The following is a 16,123-nucleotide window of genomic DNA, read 5'->3' on the forward strand; positions in this document are numbered from 1 at the left end:
TCAGGAGCCCTTGGCGGCCGCGATCAGTTTTTCGGCGTCGGCCGAATCCCATTCGGCCGGCCCTGCCATGGTGCCGATGCCGCAGCCATGTGGGTCGATCAGCATGGTGGTCGGCAGCCCGAGTGCCTGCCCGTCGGCCCGCAAGGTTTGGAACACCGTCGCGGTCGCATCGGTGTAGAGCGGCAAGCGCGTCACGCCCGTGTCCTGCAAGAACTGCTTCGGCCGATCGAGTTTGGCCGTATCGATGTTGATCGCGACGACCTGGAAGTCGTCGCTGCCGAGCTTCGCCTGCAATCGATCGAGGGCCGGCATTTCCTTGCGGCACGGCACGCACCAGGTCGCCCAGAGGTTCAGCAGCACCGTCTTACCTTTGAAATTGGCGAGCGTCATGGCGGTGCCGTCCGCCGTCTTGAAGGCCAGCGCCGGAACCGGCCGTGCGGTCCGCGACAGGTTGAGGGCCGCGACCTCGCCATGGACGAACGGATCGACGCGGGACACGATGGCGCTCGTGGTCCGGCACTCGGGCACCGCTTCCTTGCCGAGTTTCCCCATCCCGTATAGGACCGCGAGACCGCTACAGACGACGACAGCACCGCCCGCGAGCAGGCCGGCAAGCCTCCGATGGCGGGACGGGTGGGCCGGGCTGGACGTGTCGGTCATGTCAAAGGAGTCCGAGGCAGATGAGCAATACGATGTGGGGCGGTCGGTTCTCGAGCGGTCCGGACGCGATCATGGAAGAGATCAACGCGTCGATCGGTTTCGACTACCGTCTCGCCGCGCAGGATATTGCCGGATCGCGCGCCCATGCGGCCATGCTCGCCAAACAAGGCATCATTTCGGCCGACGACGCCGCTTCGATCGATCGCGGTCTAGGCCAGATCGCCACGGAAATCGAGAGCGGTAGCTTTTCGTTCTCGCGCGCGCTCGAAGACATTCACATGAACGTCGAGAGCCGCCTTGCCGATCTGATCGGCGATGCCGCGGGACGCCTCCACACGGCGCGTTCGCGCAACGATCAGGTGGCGCTGGATTTCCGGCTCTGGGTCCGCGACACCGTCGATGCGCTCGACATCGGGCTGGCCGACTTGCAACGGGCCTTCGTGGAACGCGCCATCGATCATGCGGCGTCCGTGATGCCCGGCTTCACGCATCTTCAATCGGCCCAGCCGGTAACGTTCGGCCATCACCTGCTGGCCTATACCGAGATGGTCGGGCGTGACCGCGGCCGCTTCCGCGATGCGCGCAACCGTCTCAACGAGTGTCCACTCGGCGCCGCGGCGCTGGCCGGCACATCCTTCCCGATCGACCGACACATGACCGCGCAGGCGCTCGGCTTCGACCGCCCCACCGCCAATTCGCTCGACAGCGTGGCCGATCGCGATTTCGTGCTTGAGGTGCTGGCGGCCGCCTCGATCTGCGCCGTGCATCTATCGCGTCTCGCCGAAGAGATCGTGCTGTGGGCGACCCCGCAATTCGGCTTTGCCAGCCTGTCGGACAAGTTCTCGACCGGCTCTTCGATCATGCCGCAGAAGCGCAATCCGGATGCGGCCGAATTGGTACGCGGCAAGAGCGGCCGCATCATCGGCGCGTTGACCGGCCTGCTGATCGTCATGAAGGGTCTTCCGCTCACCTATTCCAAGGACATGCAGGAAGACAAGGAAGGCACGTTCGACGCCATGAACGCACTGGTGCTCTGCGTCGCGGCCATGACCGGCATGGTGCGGGATCTGAAGCCCGACACCGCCCGGATGGAAGCGGCCGCCGGGTCAGGCTACGCGACCGCGACCGATCTCGCCGATTGGCTGGTGCGCCGTCTCGATATGCCGTTCCGCCGCGCCCATCACGTCACGGGCCGGATCGTCGCTCTCGCGTCCGAACGAGGTGTGCCGTTGGAGGGGCTCGATCTTCCCGCTCTACAAGCGATCGAACCGGCGATCACGAACGAGGTCTTCGGCGTGCTCGGGGTCAGGCATTCCGTGGCGAGCCGCACGAGCTACGGCGGCACCGCACCCGACAATGTGCGCCAGCAGGCGCAGGCTTGGTTGAACCGACTGAACAGCCTTCAAGCCTGATCGGGTTCGGCGCCGGCCGGCGGTTCAAAGGCCACATCCTGGGCGGCGCCGAGATCGTCTTCGGCCGAACTGCCCGCCAAGCGCTCCAGCAACCATTTCGCAGCAGGCCCAGGCGGCTGGTCGCTACGATGCACCGCCGACAGCATATATCGATGACCGGGGTGGTTCGCGATGTCGAGAAGGACGAGGCGCCCCTGCGCCAGATCCTCCCGCACCATCACCTCGGGCATGTTCCCCCAGCCGAGGCCCTCGACCAGGAGAGCATGTTTGGCCCCAAGGTCGGCCAACCGCCACGTCTGTGGGCTCAGCACCGCAAAGTCCTGACCCACCGTGAGATCGGACCGGTCGGTAAGGACGAGCTGGACATGGCGACGAGCCTCGGTTTTGCTGAGCGGTGCCGGAAGGCGAGCGAGCGGATGTCGCGGCGATGCGACCGCGATCATCCACACGCTGCCAATCGGCCGCTGTTCGAGGCCATCGACGGGCCTGAGCATCGGCCCGCTCACTCCGACGGAGCAGGTGCGATCGAGCACCAGCCGGGCGACGGAACCCAGAGCCTCGACATAGAGACGCAGCGTGACGGTCGGGAATGCGTCTCGGAACGTCGCCAGCGCCGCGACCAACCGCCGGGTCGGCAACATGACATCGACCGCGATCGCCACTTCGGCCTCGAGGCCGGCCAGCAATCCCCGTGCGCGCGCCTGCAAGCCATCGACCCCCGACGCCAGTTGGCGCGCATCGGCCAGAATCGCATGCCCGGCGAGCGTCAAGGCGGGGTGGCGCGTCTTGCGCTCGAACAACGACAGGCCCCCGAGTTGCGCCTCGAGGTTAGCGATCGTGTAGCTGATTACCGATTGCTGTCGGTTCAGCTTGCGGGCCGCAGCCGAAAAGCTGCCGGTTTCGACGATGGCCAGAAAGACGCGCAACTGATCGAAGGTGGGAGATCCGATATCCGGCATGGGTGGCGTCGCGCCCTCGTCGTGGTCGAGCAGGCTTACGCCATCCAGCGCGGAGCCGCCATGCCGACGGAGGCCTCGCCTACCGCTCGCATTTCCCCTCGCCTGTTGCAGCCCTTTGCTTGTACAGCATGCTCAGTCCAGGCGAGTGGAAGGTGCAGGTCTTGAGCGTGAGTGTCGTGAGCTTGAAAGTCTCGGCGCGTCCAAAAGGCGTCCGCCTCGCGGTCACCGTCGCCCTGGCGGCGATCGTCGCGACAGGCCTGGCTGGATGCGGTCGTCGCGGCCAATTGGAACCGGCGCCGGACCCGACCGTTCAGGCCGCAGCACCGAGCGACGGGAACTCACAAGCGATAGAGCGGCGACCGAAACGGGTGCCGATCAAGCCGCCGCACGAGTCGTTTTTCCTCGATCCACTTCTCTGACGTCAGCCTCGATCATGCATCACTTTGACTATCGCGACGGCGTGCTCCACGCCGAATCCGTCGACATCCGCGCCATCGCAAAGGCTGTGGGGACGCCGTTCTACTGCTATTCCCGCGCCACGATGGAGCGCCATTACCGCGTCTTCAGCGAGGCGTTCGGCCGTCAGCCGATTCTTGTCTGCTATGCCATGAAGGCCAATTCGAACCAGGCCGTGCTGCGGCTTTTCGCGAACCTCGGCGCCGGTATGGACGTGGTGTCGGGCGGCGAATTACGCCGCGCGCGGGCAGCGGGCGTCCCGGCTTCTCGCATCACCTTCTCGGGCGTCGGCAAGACCGCGCGTGAACTCGATGCCGCCCTGGACGAGGACATTCTCTGCTTCAACGTCGAATCGGAGCCCGAGCTCGCCCTCCTCTCCGAGCTGGCAACCCGCAAGGGACGCACCGCAAGGATCGCCTTGCGGGTCAACCCCGACGTCGACGCACGGACGCATGCGAAGATTTCCACCGGCAAGGCGGAGAACAAATTCGGCATCCCGATCGATCGGGCGCGTGCCGTCTATGCTCATGCCGCCACCCTGCCCGGCCTTCGCGTCACCGGCATCGACATGCATATCGGCTCGCAAATCACCGACCTCGAGCCCTTCGACCATGCCTTCGCGGTCCTGAGCGACTTCGTCGTGCAATTGCGGGCCGATGGCCACACGATCGACCATGTCGATCTCGGCGGGGGCCTCGGCATCCCGTATCACGAGGGCGAGGACGCGGGCGCGTTCCACCCCGACCGCTATGCCGCGCTGATCGGCAAATATGCCAATGCGCTCGGCGCCACGATCGTGCTGGAGCCGGGGCGGCTATTGGTCGGCAACGCCGGCGTGCTCGTGACCGAGGTGGTGCTGGTCAAGACCGGCGGCGACAAGACTTTCGTGGTGGTGGATGCCGCCATGAACGATCTGATCCGACCGACCCTCTATGAGGCGTTTCACGAGATCAAGCCGGTGGTGGAGCCGGCGACGGGCGCGCGTGCGACCGTGGACGTTGTCGGCCCGGTCTGCGAGACCGGCGATTATATGGCGCTCGGCCGCGATCTCCCGCCTGCGGCGGCTGGCGATCTCCTCGCCATCATGACGGCGGGCGCCTACGGAGCCGTCCAGGCCGGCACTTATAATTCGCGCTTGCTCGTGCCCGAAGTCATGGTGGATGGCGATCGTTACGCCGTGATCCGGCCTCGGACGAGCTACGACGATCTGATCGGCCTTGATCGGATTCCCGAGTGGCTTGGCGTCTAAGCATCGCAGCGCCGCCCTGATGGCGACGAATTCGTAACCGATCGTCACCGACAATGGAGCGGCCAGACTGATTCGGGATCGGTGAGACGAAGGACGTTTATGACTGACGCGCGGCGGTCCGGAGGCAGGCAGAGCGTGCCGTGCCGCTACGGTCCCGCGATCCTCCTGGCGGTGGTGGCGGCGGGCGTGGCCCTTCCGGTCGCGGCCCAGGATGCGGCGCCGAATGCGGCACAAAGCAATGCGTCCGTGGCGGCCACGTCCAACCCCTCGGTGCCGGCGTCTCTCCCAGCCACGACCGAGACGGACCGCGACCAGCAGATTGATGCGAGAAAGCAGGAGTTGCGGAGCCTGCAGGACAATCTTTCACTCTCCGATGCCGAGCGACACAAGATCGTGGCCGACATCGAGGCGATCCGCACCGACCGTGTGCGCCTGAACGCTGCTCTGCTCGAAACAACGCAGCATGTGCAAGATGCGGAGCGGAAGGTGGGGGAGGCGCAGGGGCGCCTCGATACGATGACGGGCAGCGAAGACGCGATCAAGCAATCGCTTGAAGGCCGGCGCGGCGTCATCGCTGAGGTGCTGGCGGCGCTGCAACGCATGGGCCGCAAGCCGCCGCCGGCGATCTTGGTGCGGCCCGACGACATTCTGAAGTCGATCCGGACGTCGATGCTGCTCGGGGCGGTGGTGCCTGAATTGCGATCGGAAGCCGAGGCTTTGGCATCGGACCTCAGCGATCTGCAGCGGTTGCGCGTCTCGATCGCGGGCGAACGCGACCGGCTCGCCTCCGAGATCGCCGGACTTGGCAACGAACGAGCGCGACTGGATGGGTTGATCGTCGCGAAGCAAGCCGCCCAGACGGAGGCGGAAGCCGCTCTCGGCTCGCAACAAGGCCGCGCGGCCGACCTCGCGCGCCGGGCCACCAGCCTGCAGGATCTGATCTCCCGTATGGAGAACGAGGTCGCGTCTGCCCGACACGCGGGGGACGCAGCGCGGGCAGCCGACGAAGAGCGGCGCAAAGCCGCAGCGGCGGATGCCGACAGCATTCGGGCCAAGGTGGCGGCTGGCCCCTTTAGGGATCCAGCCCGGCTGACCCCGGCGGTCGACTTCGCCGATGCCAAGGCGATGCTGTTCCTTCCCTCGACAGGGCGGGTCGTCAAACGGTTCGGAACCGCCGACGACTTTGGCGGAACCGAAAAAGGCATGTCGCTCGCGACCCCCGCGCGCGCAGTCGTCGCAGCCCCATCGGATGGCTGGGTCGCTTTTTCGGGGCCCTACCGCACCTATGGACAAATCTTAATTATAAATGCGGGAAGCGGATATTATATCGTCTTGGCTGGAATGAGCCGGGTGAATGTGGCGCCGGGACAGTTCGTATTGGCGGGCGAGCCGGTTGCGACAATGGGGGACGGCTCTGTCAAGACCGCGGCTTCGATCGCGCTTGGCGCGGCAGACCCCATTCTCTATGTTGAATTTCGAAAAGATGGAACGGCCGTCGACCCCAGCCCATGGTGGGCGAAGGCCGACCTGGAAAAGGTTCGCGGATGATGCGCAAGGTGACATTGATGGTTGCGGGTGCCGTTCTGGGCGCAGCAACCGCGACAGGCGTAATGCATACCAGTCTGATCGCGAGCAGCCCCGCCAGCGCCGCGGCATCCGATACGTATCGCAATCTCAATCTCTTCGGCGACGTGTTCGAGAAGATCCGCACCGATTATGTCGAGAAGCCGGATGAGGAAAAGCTTGTCGAAGCGGCCATCAACGGCATGCTGACCTCGCTCGACCCGCATTCCTCCTACATGGATGCAAAGAGCTATCGCGACATGCAGGTGCAGACGCGCGGCGAATTCGGCGGCCTCGGCATCGAAGTCACGCAGGAAGATGGAAACATCAAGGTCGTTACCCCCATCGACGACACCCCTGCCTCGAAGGCCGGTATTCTGTCGGGCGACATGATCGTCGCGATCGACGGTGACGCCGTCTCTGGCCTGACGCTGAACCAAGCCGTCGACAAGATGCGGGGCGCCGTCGGGACGCCGGTCACGCTCAAGATCCTTCGCGCGAAGCAGAAGGATACGCAGGACGTCAAGCTCACCCGCGCCGTCATCACGATCAAGTCGGTCAAATACGAAGAGAAGGACGATGTGGGTTACATCCGCATCAGCCAGTTCAACGAGCAGACCTACGATGGCGTGAAAGCCGCCATGCAGAAGTTTCAGACCGACATCCCGAGCGACAAGTTCAAGGGATACATCCTGGATCTCCGCAACAACCCGGGTGGATTGCTCGATCAATCGATCGAAGTGTCGAACTCGTTCATCGACCGCGGTGAGATCGTGTCGACGCGCGGCCGCAACGCCGACGAGACCCAGCGCTACAGTGCGCGTCCGGGTGGCGACCTGTCCCACGGCAAGCCGATGGTCGTATTGATCAACGGCGGTTCCGCGTCCGCCTCCGAGATCGTCGCAGGCGCTCTGCAGGATCACAAGCGCGCCACCATCATGGGCACGCGTTCGTTCGGCAAAGGGTCGGTTCAGACCATCATCCCCCTCGGCCAGAGTGGCGCCTTGCGCCTGACGACGGCCCGTTACTACACCCCGTCGGGTCGGTCGATCCAGGCCAAGGGCATCGAGCCCGAAGTGCAGATCCTCGAGGACGTGCCGGACGAACTCAAGGGCAAGGACGACACCAAAGGCGAAGCGTCCCTCAAGGGCCACTTGAAGAATGGCGACGACGAAAAGCAAGGCTCGCAGGCTTACGTGCCCCCGGATGCCAAGAACGACAAGCAAATGATCGCGGCGCTGAACCTGCTGCGAGGCAACACCAAGGCCTCGAATACGCCGGCACCGGCAGACGCCCAGAAACCCGCGACGGCGACACCCGTTCCGAACTGACCATCTGATGTGATTTCGAGCATTGGAAGGGCGGCGCGCAAGCGGCGCCCTTTTTCTTGGCAAGAGGTTTGCGGTTCAAGTCGTCGCAGGCACCAGGCAGGTGCAAGCGGAGCTCGTCCGATGTCCGACAGACGCGTCAGCCTCGCTCTGTCGCTCGGCTGCCGTGAGGGATTGTGCCACCCGCATCCACCAAACTGGCTGCCGCGACACATCCGCACGCCCGGACATGACAAAGATTTAATTTGTCCTGTTGCACCAAACTGCTCACGTTCCGGTCGCGATCAGCTGCGATGACCTGGATCGCGCCGATCCGTCCAGATCGTCTTCGCAGCGTTTCGCCCCCACCGGAAAAAGCAAGCGTCATGTCGAACCCAAGTGATCGCAAGGGCCGCGGTTTTTCACGATTGATCCTCGTCGCGATCGTCATTGCGGCAGCCATCGGGGTCTATGAGTTTCGAAACAACGACGCGTTCCGCGCGAAAGTCTATGCGACGGCTCCCTTTCTGAAACCCGCCGACAAGGCTGAAGCCAAAGCAGCGCCACCGCCGATGGCAGTGCCGGTGAGTGCCGTCGCGGCCCAGACCGGAGATTTTCCCGTGATCCTGGTCGGGCTCGGGACCGTGCAGGCCAATAATACGGTGCTGGTCCGCAGCCGGGTCGATGGTCAGATTATCAAGATCAACTTCACCGAAGGTCAGATCGTCAAGAAGGGCGATCTCCTCGTGCAGATCGACCCCCGCCCCTATAAGGCAGCGCTCGAGCAAGCGCAGGCGAAAAAGCAGCAGGATCAAGCCAATCTGGCCAATGCCAACCGTGACCTGACCCGCTACGAGTCACTCGCCAAAAATGATTATGCAACGAAGCAGCAGCTCGATACGCAAACCTCCCAAGTCGCCCAATTGACAGCGCAAATTGCAGCGGACGATGCGGCGATGGACAATGCTCAGGTGCAACTCGATTACGCGACCATCACGGCACCGATCACCGGACGGGTCGGGTTTCGATTGGCCGACCAGGGCAACATCGTGACGGCCGCCAGCGCCACCGGCATCGTCTCGATCGCGCAATTGCAGCCGATTGCCGCGATCTTCACCGAACCGGAAAACAGCCTCGGACAACTTCAAGCCGGGGTGGCGGCTGGGCCAGTGCCGGTCAACGCGCTGACGACGGATGGCAAGACCGTGCTGGCTGAGGGGACACTCGACACTCTGAATAATGAGGTCGACACGTCGAGCGGAACCATTCGGGTCAAGGCTCTGTTCAAGAATGAAGATAATAAGCTCTGGCCGGGCTTGTCGGTCACGACGCGGACCACGGTGGCGATCCGTAAAGATGTCGTGATGATTCCCGAAGCTGCGATACAGCGCGGGCAAACGGGTTTTTATGCCTTCGTCGTCGGTCCGGACAATAAGGTCCAGCAGCGAAATCTGAAGATCGGCCTCATCGGTGATGGCAAGGCGCTGATCCAGGATGGGATCAAGGCAGACGAGATGGTCGTGACGGCGGGCCAATATCGGCTTCAGCCCGGCGTCCTGGTTAAAGTCGGCGACGATCAACAGAAGACAGCAGCAAAGGAGCCGTGAGCATGTACGGAGGCATCTCAGGCCCGTTCATTCGCTATCCTGTCGCCACCACGTTGCTGATGATCGGCATTCTGTGCATCGGGCTCGTGGCCTATCCTCTGCTGCCCGTCGCGCCGCTTCCGCAGGTGGACTTTCCGACCATTCAGGTGTCCGCGAGCCTTCCTGGCGCCAGCCCGGAAACGATGGCATCGTCAGTGGCGCAGCCTCTCGAGCGACAATTCGCGCAGATTCCCGGCGTCGCACAGCTGACGTCCACGAGCGCCCTCGGCAACAGCGCCATCACGATCCAGTTCGATCTCGACCGCAATATCGACGGCGCCGCCAATGATGTGCAGGCCGCCATCAATGCGGCCGGCGGACAGCTGCCAAAGCAGCTTCCAAGTCCGCCAACCTACCGCAAGGTCAACCCGGCCGACTCGCCCATCATGCTTCTGGCCGCCACATCCGACACCTTGCCCCTGACCGAGGTGGACGACAACGCCGACACCAAAGTGGCACAGCAGATCAGCCAGATCTCCGGCGTGTCCCAGGTCACGATCGGCGGCGAGCAAAAGCCCTCGATCCGCATCCAGCTCGACCCTGCCAAGCTCGTGACCAAAGGATTGTCGCTCGAGGATGTGCGGTCCGCCATTGCGGTGACGACGGTCGATAGCCCGAAAGGCAGTATCGACGGCAAGCAGCAAAGCTACACGATCTACGCCAACGATCAGCTGACCAAGAGCAGCGACTGGAACGACGTGGTCATCGCCTACCGCAACGGTGGCCCGATCCGCATCAAGGACATCGGTCAGGCGGTCAGCGGCCCGGAAGACGCCAAGAAAGCGGCTTGGTCGCAAGGCAAGCGCGGTGTCTTCCTCGTCATCTTCAAGCAGCCCGGCGCCAACGTCATCCAGATCGTCGATCAGATCAAAGCGATGCTGCCGCGGTTGCAGGCCTCTATCCCGCCGGCAATCCATCTCGACATCATCAGTGACCGCACCACCACGATCCGCGCGTCGGTCCATGACGTGCAGTTCACCTTGCTGTTGACGATCGCGCTCGTCGTGATGGTCATCTTCATCTTCTTGCGAAGCTTCTGGGCGACCGTCATCCCATCGATCACGGTACCGCTCGCGCTGCTCGGAACCTGTGCCCTCATGTGGGGGATGGGCTATAGTCTCGATAATCTGTCGCTGATGGCTCTGACGATCGCGGTCGGTTTCGTGGTCGATGACGCGATCGTCATGCTCGAAAACATCACGCGTCACATCGAGGAGGGGGAGAAACCCCTCGAAGCCGCCTTCAAAGGCGCGAGTGAAATCGGCTTTACGATTCTGTCGATCAGCATTTCGCTGATCGCGGTGCTGATTCCGCTGCTTTTGATGAGCGGGATCATCGGACGCTTGTTCCGCGAATTCGCGGTGACCCTAGCGATGACGATCGCCGTGTCGGCTTTCGTTTCGTTGACGCTGACGCCGATGATGGCGTCCCGCTTTCTGACCGACCCGCATCAGCAGAAGCATGGTCGGCTTTACATGATGAGCGAGCGCTTTTTCGATGGGATGCTCAAGCTTTACGAGCGCGGCCTCGATCTCTGCCTGAAGTTCCGTTTCATCACTTTGATGGTGTTTTTCGGCACGGTCATCGCGACCGTTTACCTCTTCAACGTGATCCCGAAAGGATTTTTTCCGAACCAGGATACGGGTTTGATCTTCGGCACGTCGGAAGGCGCGCAAGACATTTCCTTTGCCGACATGAAGCTGAAGCAGGAGGCACTCGGCGACATCGTCTCAAAAGATCCGGATGTCGCGACGGTGGGGATGTTGCTCGGGTCAGGCGGTAATGCCCTGAACAATGGCCGCCTGTTCATCACCCTGAAACCGCGTGACGAGCGCGAGGCCTCGGCCCAGCAGATCATTGCGCGACTTCGTCCCCAACTCGACAAGGTCGAGGGCGCAAAGCTGTTTCTCCAGGCCGCTCAGGACGTCAACGTCGGCGGTCGCGCCGCTCGGACGCAGTATCAATACACCCTGCAAGACGCCAACCTCGACGAATTGAATGAATGGTCACCAAAGATCTTCGACAAGCTTAAAACGCTCCCGGAAGTCCGCGATGTGGCAACTGACCAGCAAACCAACGGCACCACGCTGACCTTGTCGATCGATCGCGACCAAGCTTCGCGTTATGGGATCACGCCCCAACTCATCGATGACACGCTCTACGACGCCTTCGGCCAGCGTCAGGTCGCGCAATATTTCACGCAGATCAACAGCTACCACGTCATTCTCGAGATTCTGCCTGAACTCCAGGGCGACCGAACAAGCCTCAGCACGATCTATATGAAGTCGCCCGCGACCGGCGGCATGGTGCCGCTTTCGGCCGTCGCCCATTGGTCGACCAAGCCGATCCGCCCCTTGTCGATCAGCCATCAGGGCCAGTTTCCGGCCGTGACGATCAGCTTCAATCTCGCGCAAGGCGTTGCGCTGGGTGAAGCCACCGCCGCGATTCAACGTTCCATGAACGAGATCCAGGCGCCGCAAACGATTCAGACCACCTTCCAAGGCAATGCGCAGGCGTTCCAGCAGTCGCTCAGCACCGTCCCCCTGCTGATCCTCGCGGCCCTGGTGGTCGTCTACATCATCCTCGGCATTCTCTACGAGAGCTTCATCCACCCCTTGACGATTCTGTCGACGCTGCCGTCCGCCGGTCTCGGAGCCTTCGCGATTTTGATGCTGTTCGGCTTCGACTTCAGTCTGATCGCCCTGATCGGCTTGATCCTGCTGATCGGCATCGTGAAGAAGAACGGCATCATGCTGGTCGACTTCGCGATCGTGGCTGAACGAGACGAGGGATTGACGGCCGAAGAGGCGATCAGAAAGGCCGCCCTCCTCCGCTTCCGCCCGATCATCATGACCACGATGGCGGCGATGCTTGGTGGTATCCCATTGATGCTCGGGACCGGGACAGGTTCGGAAATTCGGCAACCGCTCGGCTATGCGATGGTCGGCGGCCTCCTCGTGAGCCAGGTGCTGACGCTGTTCACCACCCCGGTCGTCTATGTTTACCTCGACCGCGTGTCGACGTGGCTCGGCGGCGGCCACAAGAAGCGGGAGGCCGACGACCCCATCGAGGACGTCGCGGCGCTCCCGCAGCGGCAGGCGGCAGAGTAGCGAGCGCCGCCTTAGCGTCGCTTGCTGCTATTTTCGACGTCCGGCAGAAGGAACGTCAGCACCCCCAACAAGGGCAGGAACGAGCAGACTTTGAAGACGAAGTTGATGCTCGTCTGATCCGCGAGTTCGCCGAGGAGAGCAGCCCCAAGCCCGGCGACCCCGAACGCGAAGCCGAAGAAGAGGCCGGCGACCAAGCCGACATTCCCCGGGATCAACTCCTGGGCATAAACCAGGATGGCCGAGAAGGCCGAAGCCAGGACGAGACCGATCACCACCGTCAGGGCGCAAGTCCAAAAGAGGTCGGCGTAAGGAAGCGCCAAGGTGAACGGCAGCACACCGAGGATCGAGACCCAGATCACGGATTTGCGCCCGACGCGATCCCCGACAGGGCCGCCGATGATGGTGCCGGCCGCGACCGCGCCGAGGAACACGAACAGGAACACCTGCGCGGTTTGGATCGACACATGAAACTTGTCGATCAGGTAGAACGTGTAAAACGTGCTCATCCCTGCAAGATAGAAGTGTTTGGAAAAGATCAGGCCAAGCAGGATCAGCACCGACGCGATGATGCGCCGGCGCGAGAGGGTCGACGGCGCATGGACTTCGCCGCCCCTCTTGGACTCCGTTCGCAGCGCGGTCGCATACCAGCGTCCGACCCGCGTGAGCAGCAGCATCCCAACGAAGGCCACAAGCGTGAACCAGGCGATGCTGGTCTGTCCGCGCGGCACGACGATGAAGGCTGCGAGGAGCGGGCCGGCCGCCGTGCCGAAGTTGCCGCCCACCTGGAAGAGCGATTGCGCCAATCCGTGGCGACCGCCCGACGCCATGCGGGCAACGCGCGAGGCTTCCGGATGGAAGATCGACGATCCGATCCCAACCGATGCGGCTGCGACCAACAACATGGTATAGTTGGTCGCGTAGGCCAGCAAAACCAACCCGACGAGCGTGACGCACATGGCGACCGGGAGCGAATAAGGCCGCGGTTTACGATCGGTCGACAAGCCGACAAGCGGTTGCAACAGCGAGGCCGTCACCTGAAACGTCAGGGTAATCAGGCCGATTTGCCCATAGTCCAACGAAAAGGTCTTCCGCAGCACCGGATAGATGGCGGGCAACAGCGATTGCATCAGGTCGTTGAGGCCATGGGCGATGCTGGCCGCAAACAGAATGCCAAACACCGTTCCGCTTCGCACGGCGGCCGACCCAAGCCCTTGGGTCTCTGTCGTTTGCCCCACCTCGACCCGTGCCGGGACTGACGCTTCGGCAGATTGCGAATCGTCGCCGGAGCGCGAACTCTCGCTCGGCGCGCTCTCGTTTAATCGTGCGTCCATGATGTCGCCTTGCCTCCCGATCCGCCGGACCGGCCACCGCCGCGATGTTGAGTGGGAGAACAGGGCAAGGCAGACAAATGGCCTTGGGCGGTTCGCGCCGGATCGAGCGTTTCGATTCAGAATGGCCGGCAGCCGATCACATTGGTTCGATTGCCGTCGTAGCGATACGCGCGATAGCGCCAGAAAATCAAGCTCGTCGGACCGGCGGTGCCGATTTCGTCGCAGTCGGAACGGACGTTCATCCTGTTCGTGTGCGGGCGGTCCGGCTGCGGCGACCATGTGACAGCATCTCGAGATCGCTGACCCAACCTGTCACATGCAAGTCACTCAAGCCGGCATTGCGGCGAAGGCTTGGCTTTTCGACTTGTCGGTGCGGCAGGCTTGTGAAAAACGCTATGCAATTGGGGCGGACCGATCGAGACACATCGAGAACATCTGGATTATGCCATTGAACGCTGTCGCAGTTTCGCTTCAGAGCGCGCGTCGTGAACCTGATCTCGAACTGAGTCCCGATCTCGATCAAGCCATCGCCCACGCGGCTCACGCGCTCCGTGCTCAACAAAACCAGGATGGTCATTTCGCTTTCGAATTGGAGGCAGACGCCACCATTCCGTCCGAATATGTGCTGCTGAAGCATTTCCTCGGTGAGCCTGACCTCGAAATCGAGCGCAAGATCGCTGTTTACCTGCGCCGAACCCAGGGCGCGGATGGCGGTTGGCCGATGCTCCATGGCGCACCGGCCAACATTTCGGCGACCGTAAAGGCTTATCTTGCGCTGAAACTGATCGGTGATACGCCGGACCAGCCCCACATGCGCCGGGCCCGTGAGGTCGTTCTGTCACTCGGCGGCGCCGTCAATTGCAACGTGTTCACGCGCAACACCCTGGCGCTGTTCGGCATCGTGCCCTGGCGAGCCGTTCCGGTCATGCCGGTCGAAATTATGCTTCTGCCGAGCTGGTTCCCGTTCCACTTGTCGAAGATTTCTTACTGGGCCCGTTGCACCATCGTGCCGATGACGGTCCTGGCCGCTCTCAAACCGGTCGCCCGCAATCCTCGCGGGATCGGGATCGACGAGTTGTTCGTCGTGCCGCCCGCTCAGGTTCGCGTTTGGCCGAAGGGACCGGATGTCGTCCAGCCTTGGGGAGCACTCTTCGGCGGCCTCGACGCCGTGCTGCAACGGACCGAACGATTTTTTCCGAATGGGTCGCGGCAGAAGGCCATCGCCAAAGCCGTCGCGTTCGTGCGTGAGCGACTGAACGGTGAAGATGGCCTAGGCGCCATCTACCCGGCCATGGCCAACACGGTCATGATGTTCGACACGCTCGGAATACCGGTCGATGCACCAGAAGTCGTGGTAGCCCGTGCCTCGATCGAAAAGCTGTTGATCGTCAGGGACGATGAGGCCTACTGCCAGCCCTGCCTGTCACCCGTCTGGGATACGGCGCTCACGGCTCACGCGATGCTTGAAACCGAGGGTGTCGAGTCAAAAATCGCGGCTGATTGCATCGCTTGGCTGAAGCCCAAGCAGGTGCTCGACGTCAAAGGCGACTGGGCCGACCAGCGGCCGGATGTGCGGCCGGGTGGATGGGCATTTCAATACGAAAACGCGCATTATCCGGACCTCGACGACACGGCCGTGGTTGTCATGGCGATGGATCGCGCTGCGGCAAAACGTGGCGATCGTCGCTTCGACGAGTCCATCGCACGGGCGCGCGAATGGGTTGTCGGGCTGCAGAGCCGCGATGGCGGTTGGGGCGCCTTCGACGCCGATAATGACAAACACTACCTGAATGCAATTCCGTTTGCCGATCACGGTGCCTTGCTCGATCCACCGACCGCCGATGTGACGGCGCGTTGCGTGTCGATGCTGGCGCAGTTGGGCGAGCAACCGGAGGCCGGCAGCGCCATCCGCCGTGGCCTCGACTATCTGCTCAAGAACCAAGAGCAGGACGGCAGTTGGTATGGTCGCTGGGGCCTCAACTACATCTATGGCACATGGTCCGTGCTCTGTGCCTTGAACGCGGTCGGCATTCCCTCGCACGATCCTGCGATGCGTCGGGCCGTCGCATGGCTCGAGGCGGTGCAGAACTCGGACGGTGGATGGGGCGAGGACGAACGAAGCTATGCGCTCGATTACAAGGGCTTTCGCCACGCCCCAAGTACCGCGTCGCAGACCGCATGGGCGCTGCTCGGCCTGATGGCCGCCGGCGAAGCCGATAGCGTCAGTGTTGCGCGCGGGATCGACTACTTGTTGCGGCACCAGGGAAGCGACGGGTTCTGGGCCGAGGATACCTATACTGCGACAGGCTTCCCGCGCGTGTTTTACCTGCGCTACCACGGCTATCCCAAATTCTTTCCGCTCTGGGCCATGGCGCGTTTTCGCAACCTTCAAGCCAGCAACACGAAATCTGTCCTGGTCGGGATGTGATG

10 protein-coding genes are annotated in these 16,123 nt (G+C 62.7%); 7 read left to right on the plus strand and 3 right to left on the minus strand.

All coding sequences use genetic code 11. The features are described 5' to 3' along the window. Window positions 1–660, minus strand: coding sequence for a thiol:disulfide interchange protein TlpA (tlpA, locus tag LGH83_RS05645; RefSeq protein ID WP_227400956.1), 660 nt, complete (start codon window positions 658–660; stop codon window positions 1–3). Between the two features lie 20 nt (window positions 661–680). Here tlpA and argH point away from each other — a divergent pair, with 20 nt between their 5' ends. Beyond that, window positions 681–2,072 carry an argininosuccinate lyase gene (argH, locus tag LGH83_RS05650; RefSeq protein WP_227400957.1) on the plus strand — a complete coding sequence of 464 codons (1,392 nt, stop codon included), beginning with the start codon at window positions 681–683 and terminating at the stop codon, window positions 2,070–2,072. Here the strand turns inward: argH and LGH83_RS05655 are convergent. After that, on the minus strand, window positions 2,063–3,031 hold the full coding sequence (locus LGH83_RS05655) for a LysR family transcriptional regulator (RefSeq protein ID WP_227400958.1): 969 nt from the start codon (window positions 3,029–3,031) through the stop codon (window positions 2,063–2,065). The genes argH and LGH83_RS05655 overlap by 10 nt on opposite strands. A gap of 433 nt (window positions 3,032–3,464) precedes the next feature. Here LGH83_RS05655 and lysA point away from each other — a divergent pair, with 433 nt between their 5' ends. The 5 genes from lysA to LGH83_RS05680 all read left to right on the plus strand — a co-directional run bounded on the left by lysA (window position 3,465) and on the right by LGH83_RS05680 (window position 12,362). After that, entirely contained in the window at window positions 3,465–4,736 is a 1,272-nt protein-coding gene (gene lysA / locus LGH83_RS05660; protein ID WP_227400959.1) for a diaminopimelate decarboxylase, read from the plus strand. Window positions 4,737–4,835: 99 nt separating this feature from the next. Then, window positions 4,836–6,284, plus strand: a complete 1,449-nt coding sequence (locus LGH83_RS05665; protein ID WP_227400960.1) for a murein hydrolase activator EnvC family protein — start codon at window positions 4,836–4,838, stop codon at window positions 6,282–6,284. Continuing rightward, on the plus strand, window positions 6,281–7,630 hold the full coding sequence (locus tag LGH83_RS05670) for a S41 family peptidase (RefSeq protein ID WP_227400961.1): 1,350 nt from the start codon (window positions 6,281–6,283) through the stop codon (window positions 7,628–7,630). Before LGH83_RS05665 ends, LGH83_RS05670 begins: the two co-directional genes overlap by 4 nt. A 362-nt stretch (window positions 7,631–7,992) precedes the next feature. Continuing rightward, complete coding sequence (locus tag LGH83_RS05675; RefSeq protein ID WP_227400962.1) at window positions 7,993–9,213, plus strand: efflux RND transporter periplasmic adaptor subunit; 1,221 nt, start codon at window positions 7,993–7,995, stop codon at window positions 9,211–9,213. Window positions 9,214–9,215: 2 nt separating this feature from the next. Beyond that, entirely contained in the window at window positions 9,216–12,362 is a 3,147-nt protein-coding gene (locus LGH83_RS05680) for a multidrug efflux RND transporter permease subunit (protein ID WP_227400963.1), read from the plus strand. Between the two features lie 11 nt (window positions 12,363–12,373). On the opposite strand, the gene LGH83_RS05685 is transcribed toward LGH83_RS05680, so the two are convergent. Then, complete coding sequence (locus LGH83_RS05685; protein WP_227400964.1) at window positions 12,374–13,693, minus strand: MFS transporter; 1,320 nt, start codon at window positions 13,691–13,693, stop codon at window positions 12,374–12,376. A 442-nt stretch (window positions 13,694–14,135) separates the two neighbouring features. On the opposite strand from LGH83_RS05685, the gene shc reads away from it, so the two are divergent. Further along, window positions 14,136–16,121, plus strand: a complete 1,986-nt coding sequence (gene shc / locus LGH83_RS05690; RefSeq protein WP_227400965.1) for a squalene--hopene cyclase — start codon at window positions 14,136–14,138, stop codon at window positions 16,119–16,121. Window positions 16,122–16,123: the final 2 nt, after the last annotated feature.

It is taken from the genome of Lichenihabitans sp. PAMC28606 (assembly GCF_020616535.1).
In the GTDB taxonomy this organism is placed as follows: domain Bacteria; phylum Pseudomonadota; class Alphaproteobacteria; order Rhizobiales; family Beijerinckiaceae; genus Lichenihabitans; species Lichenihabitans psoromatis.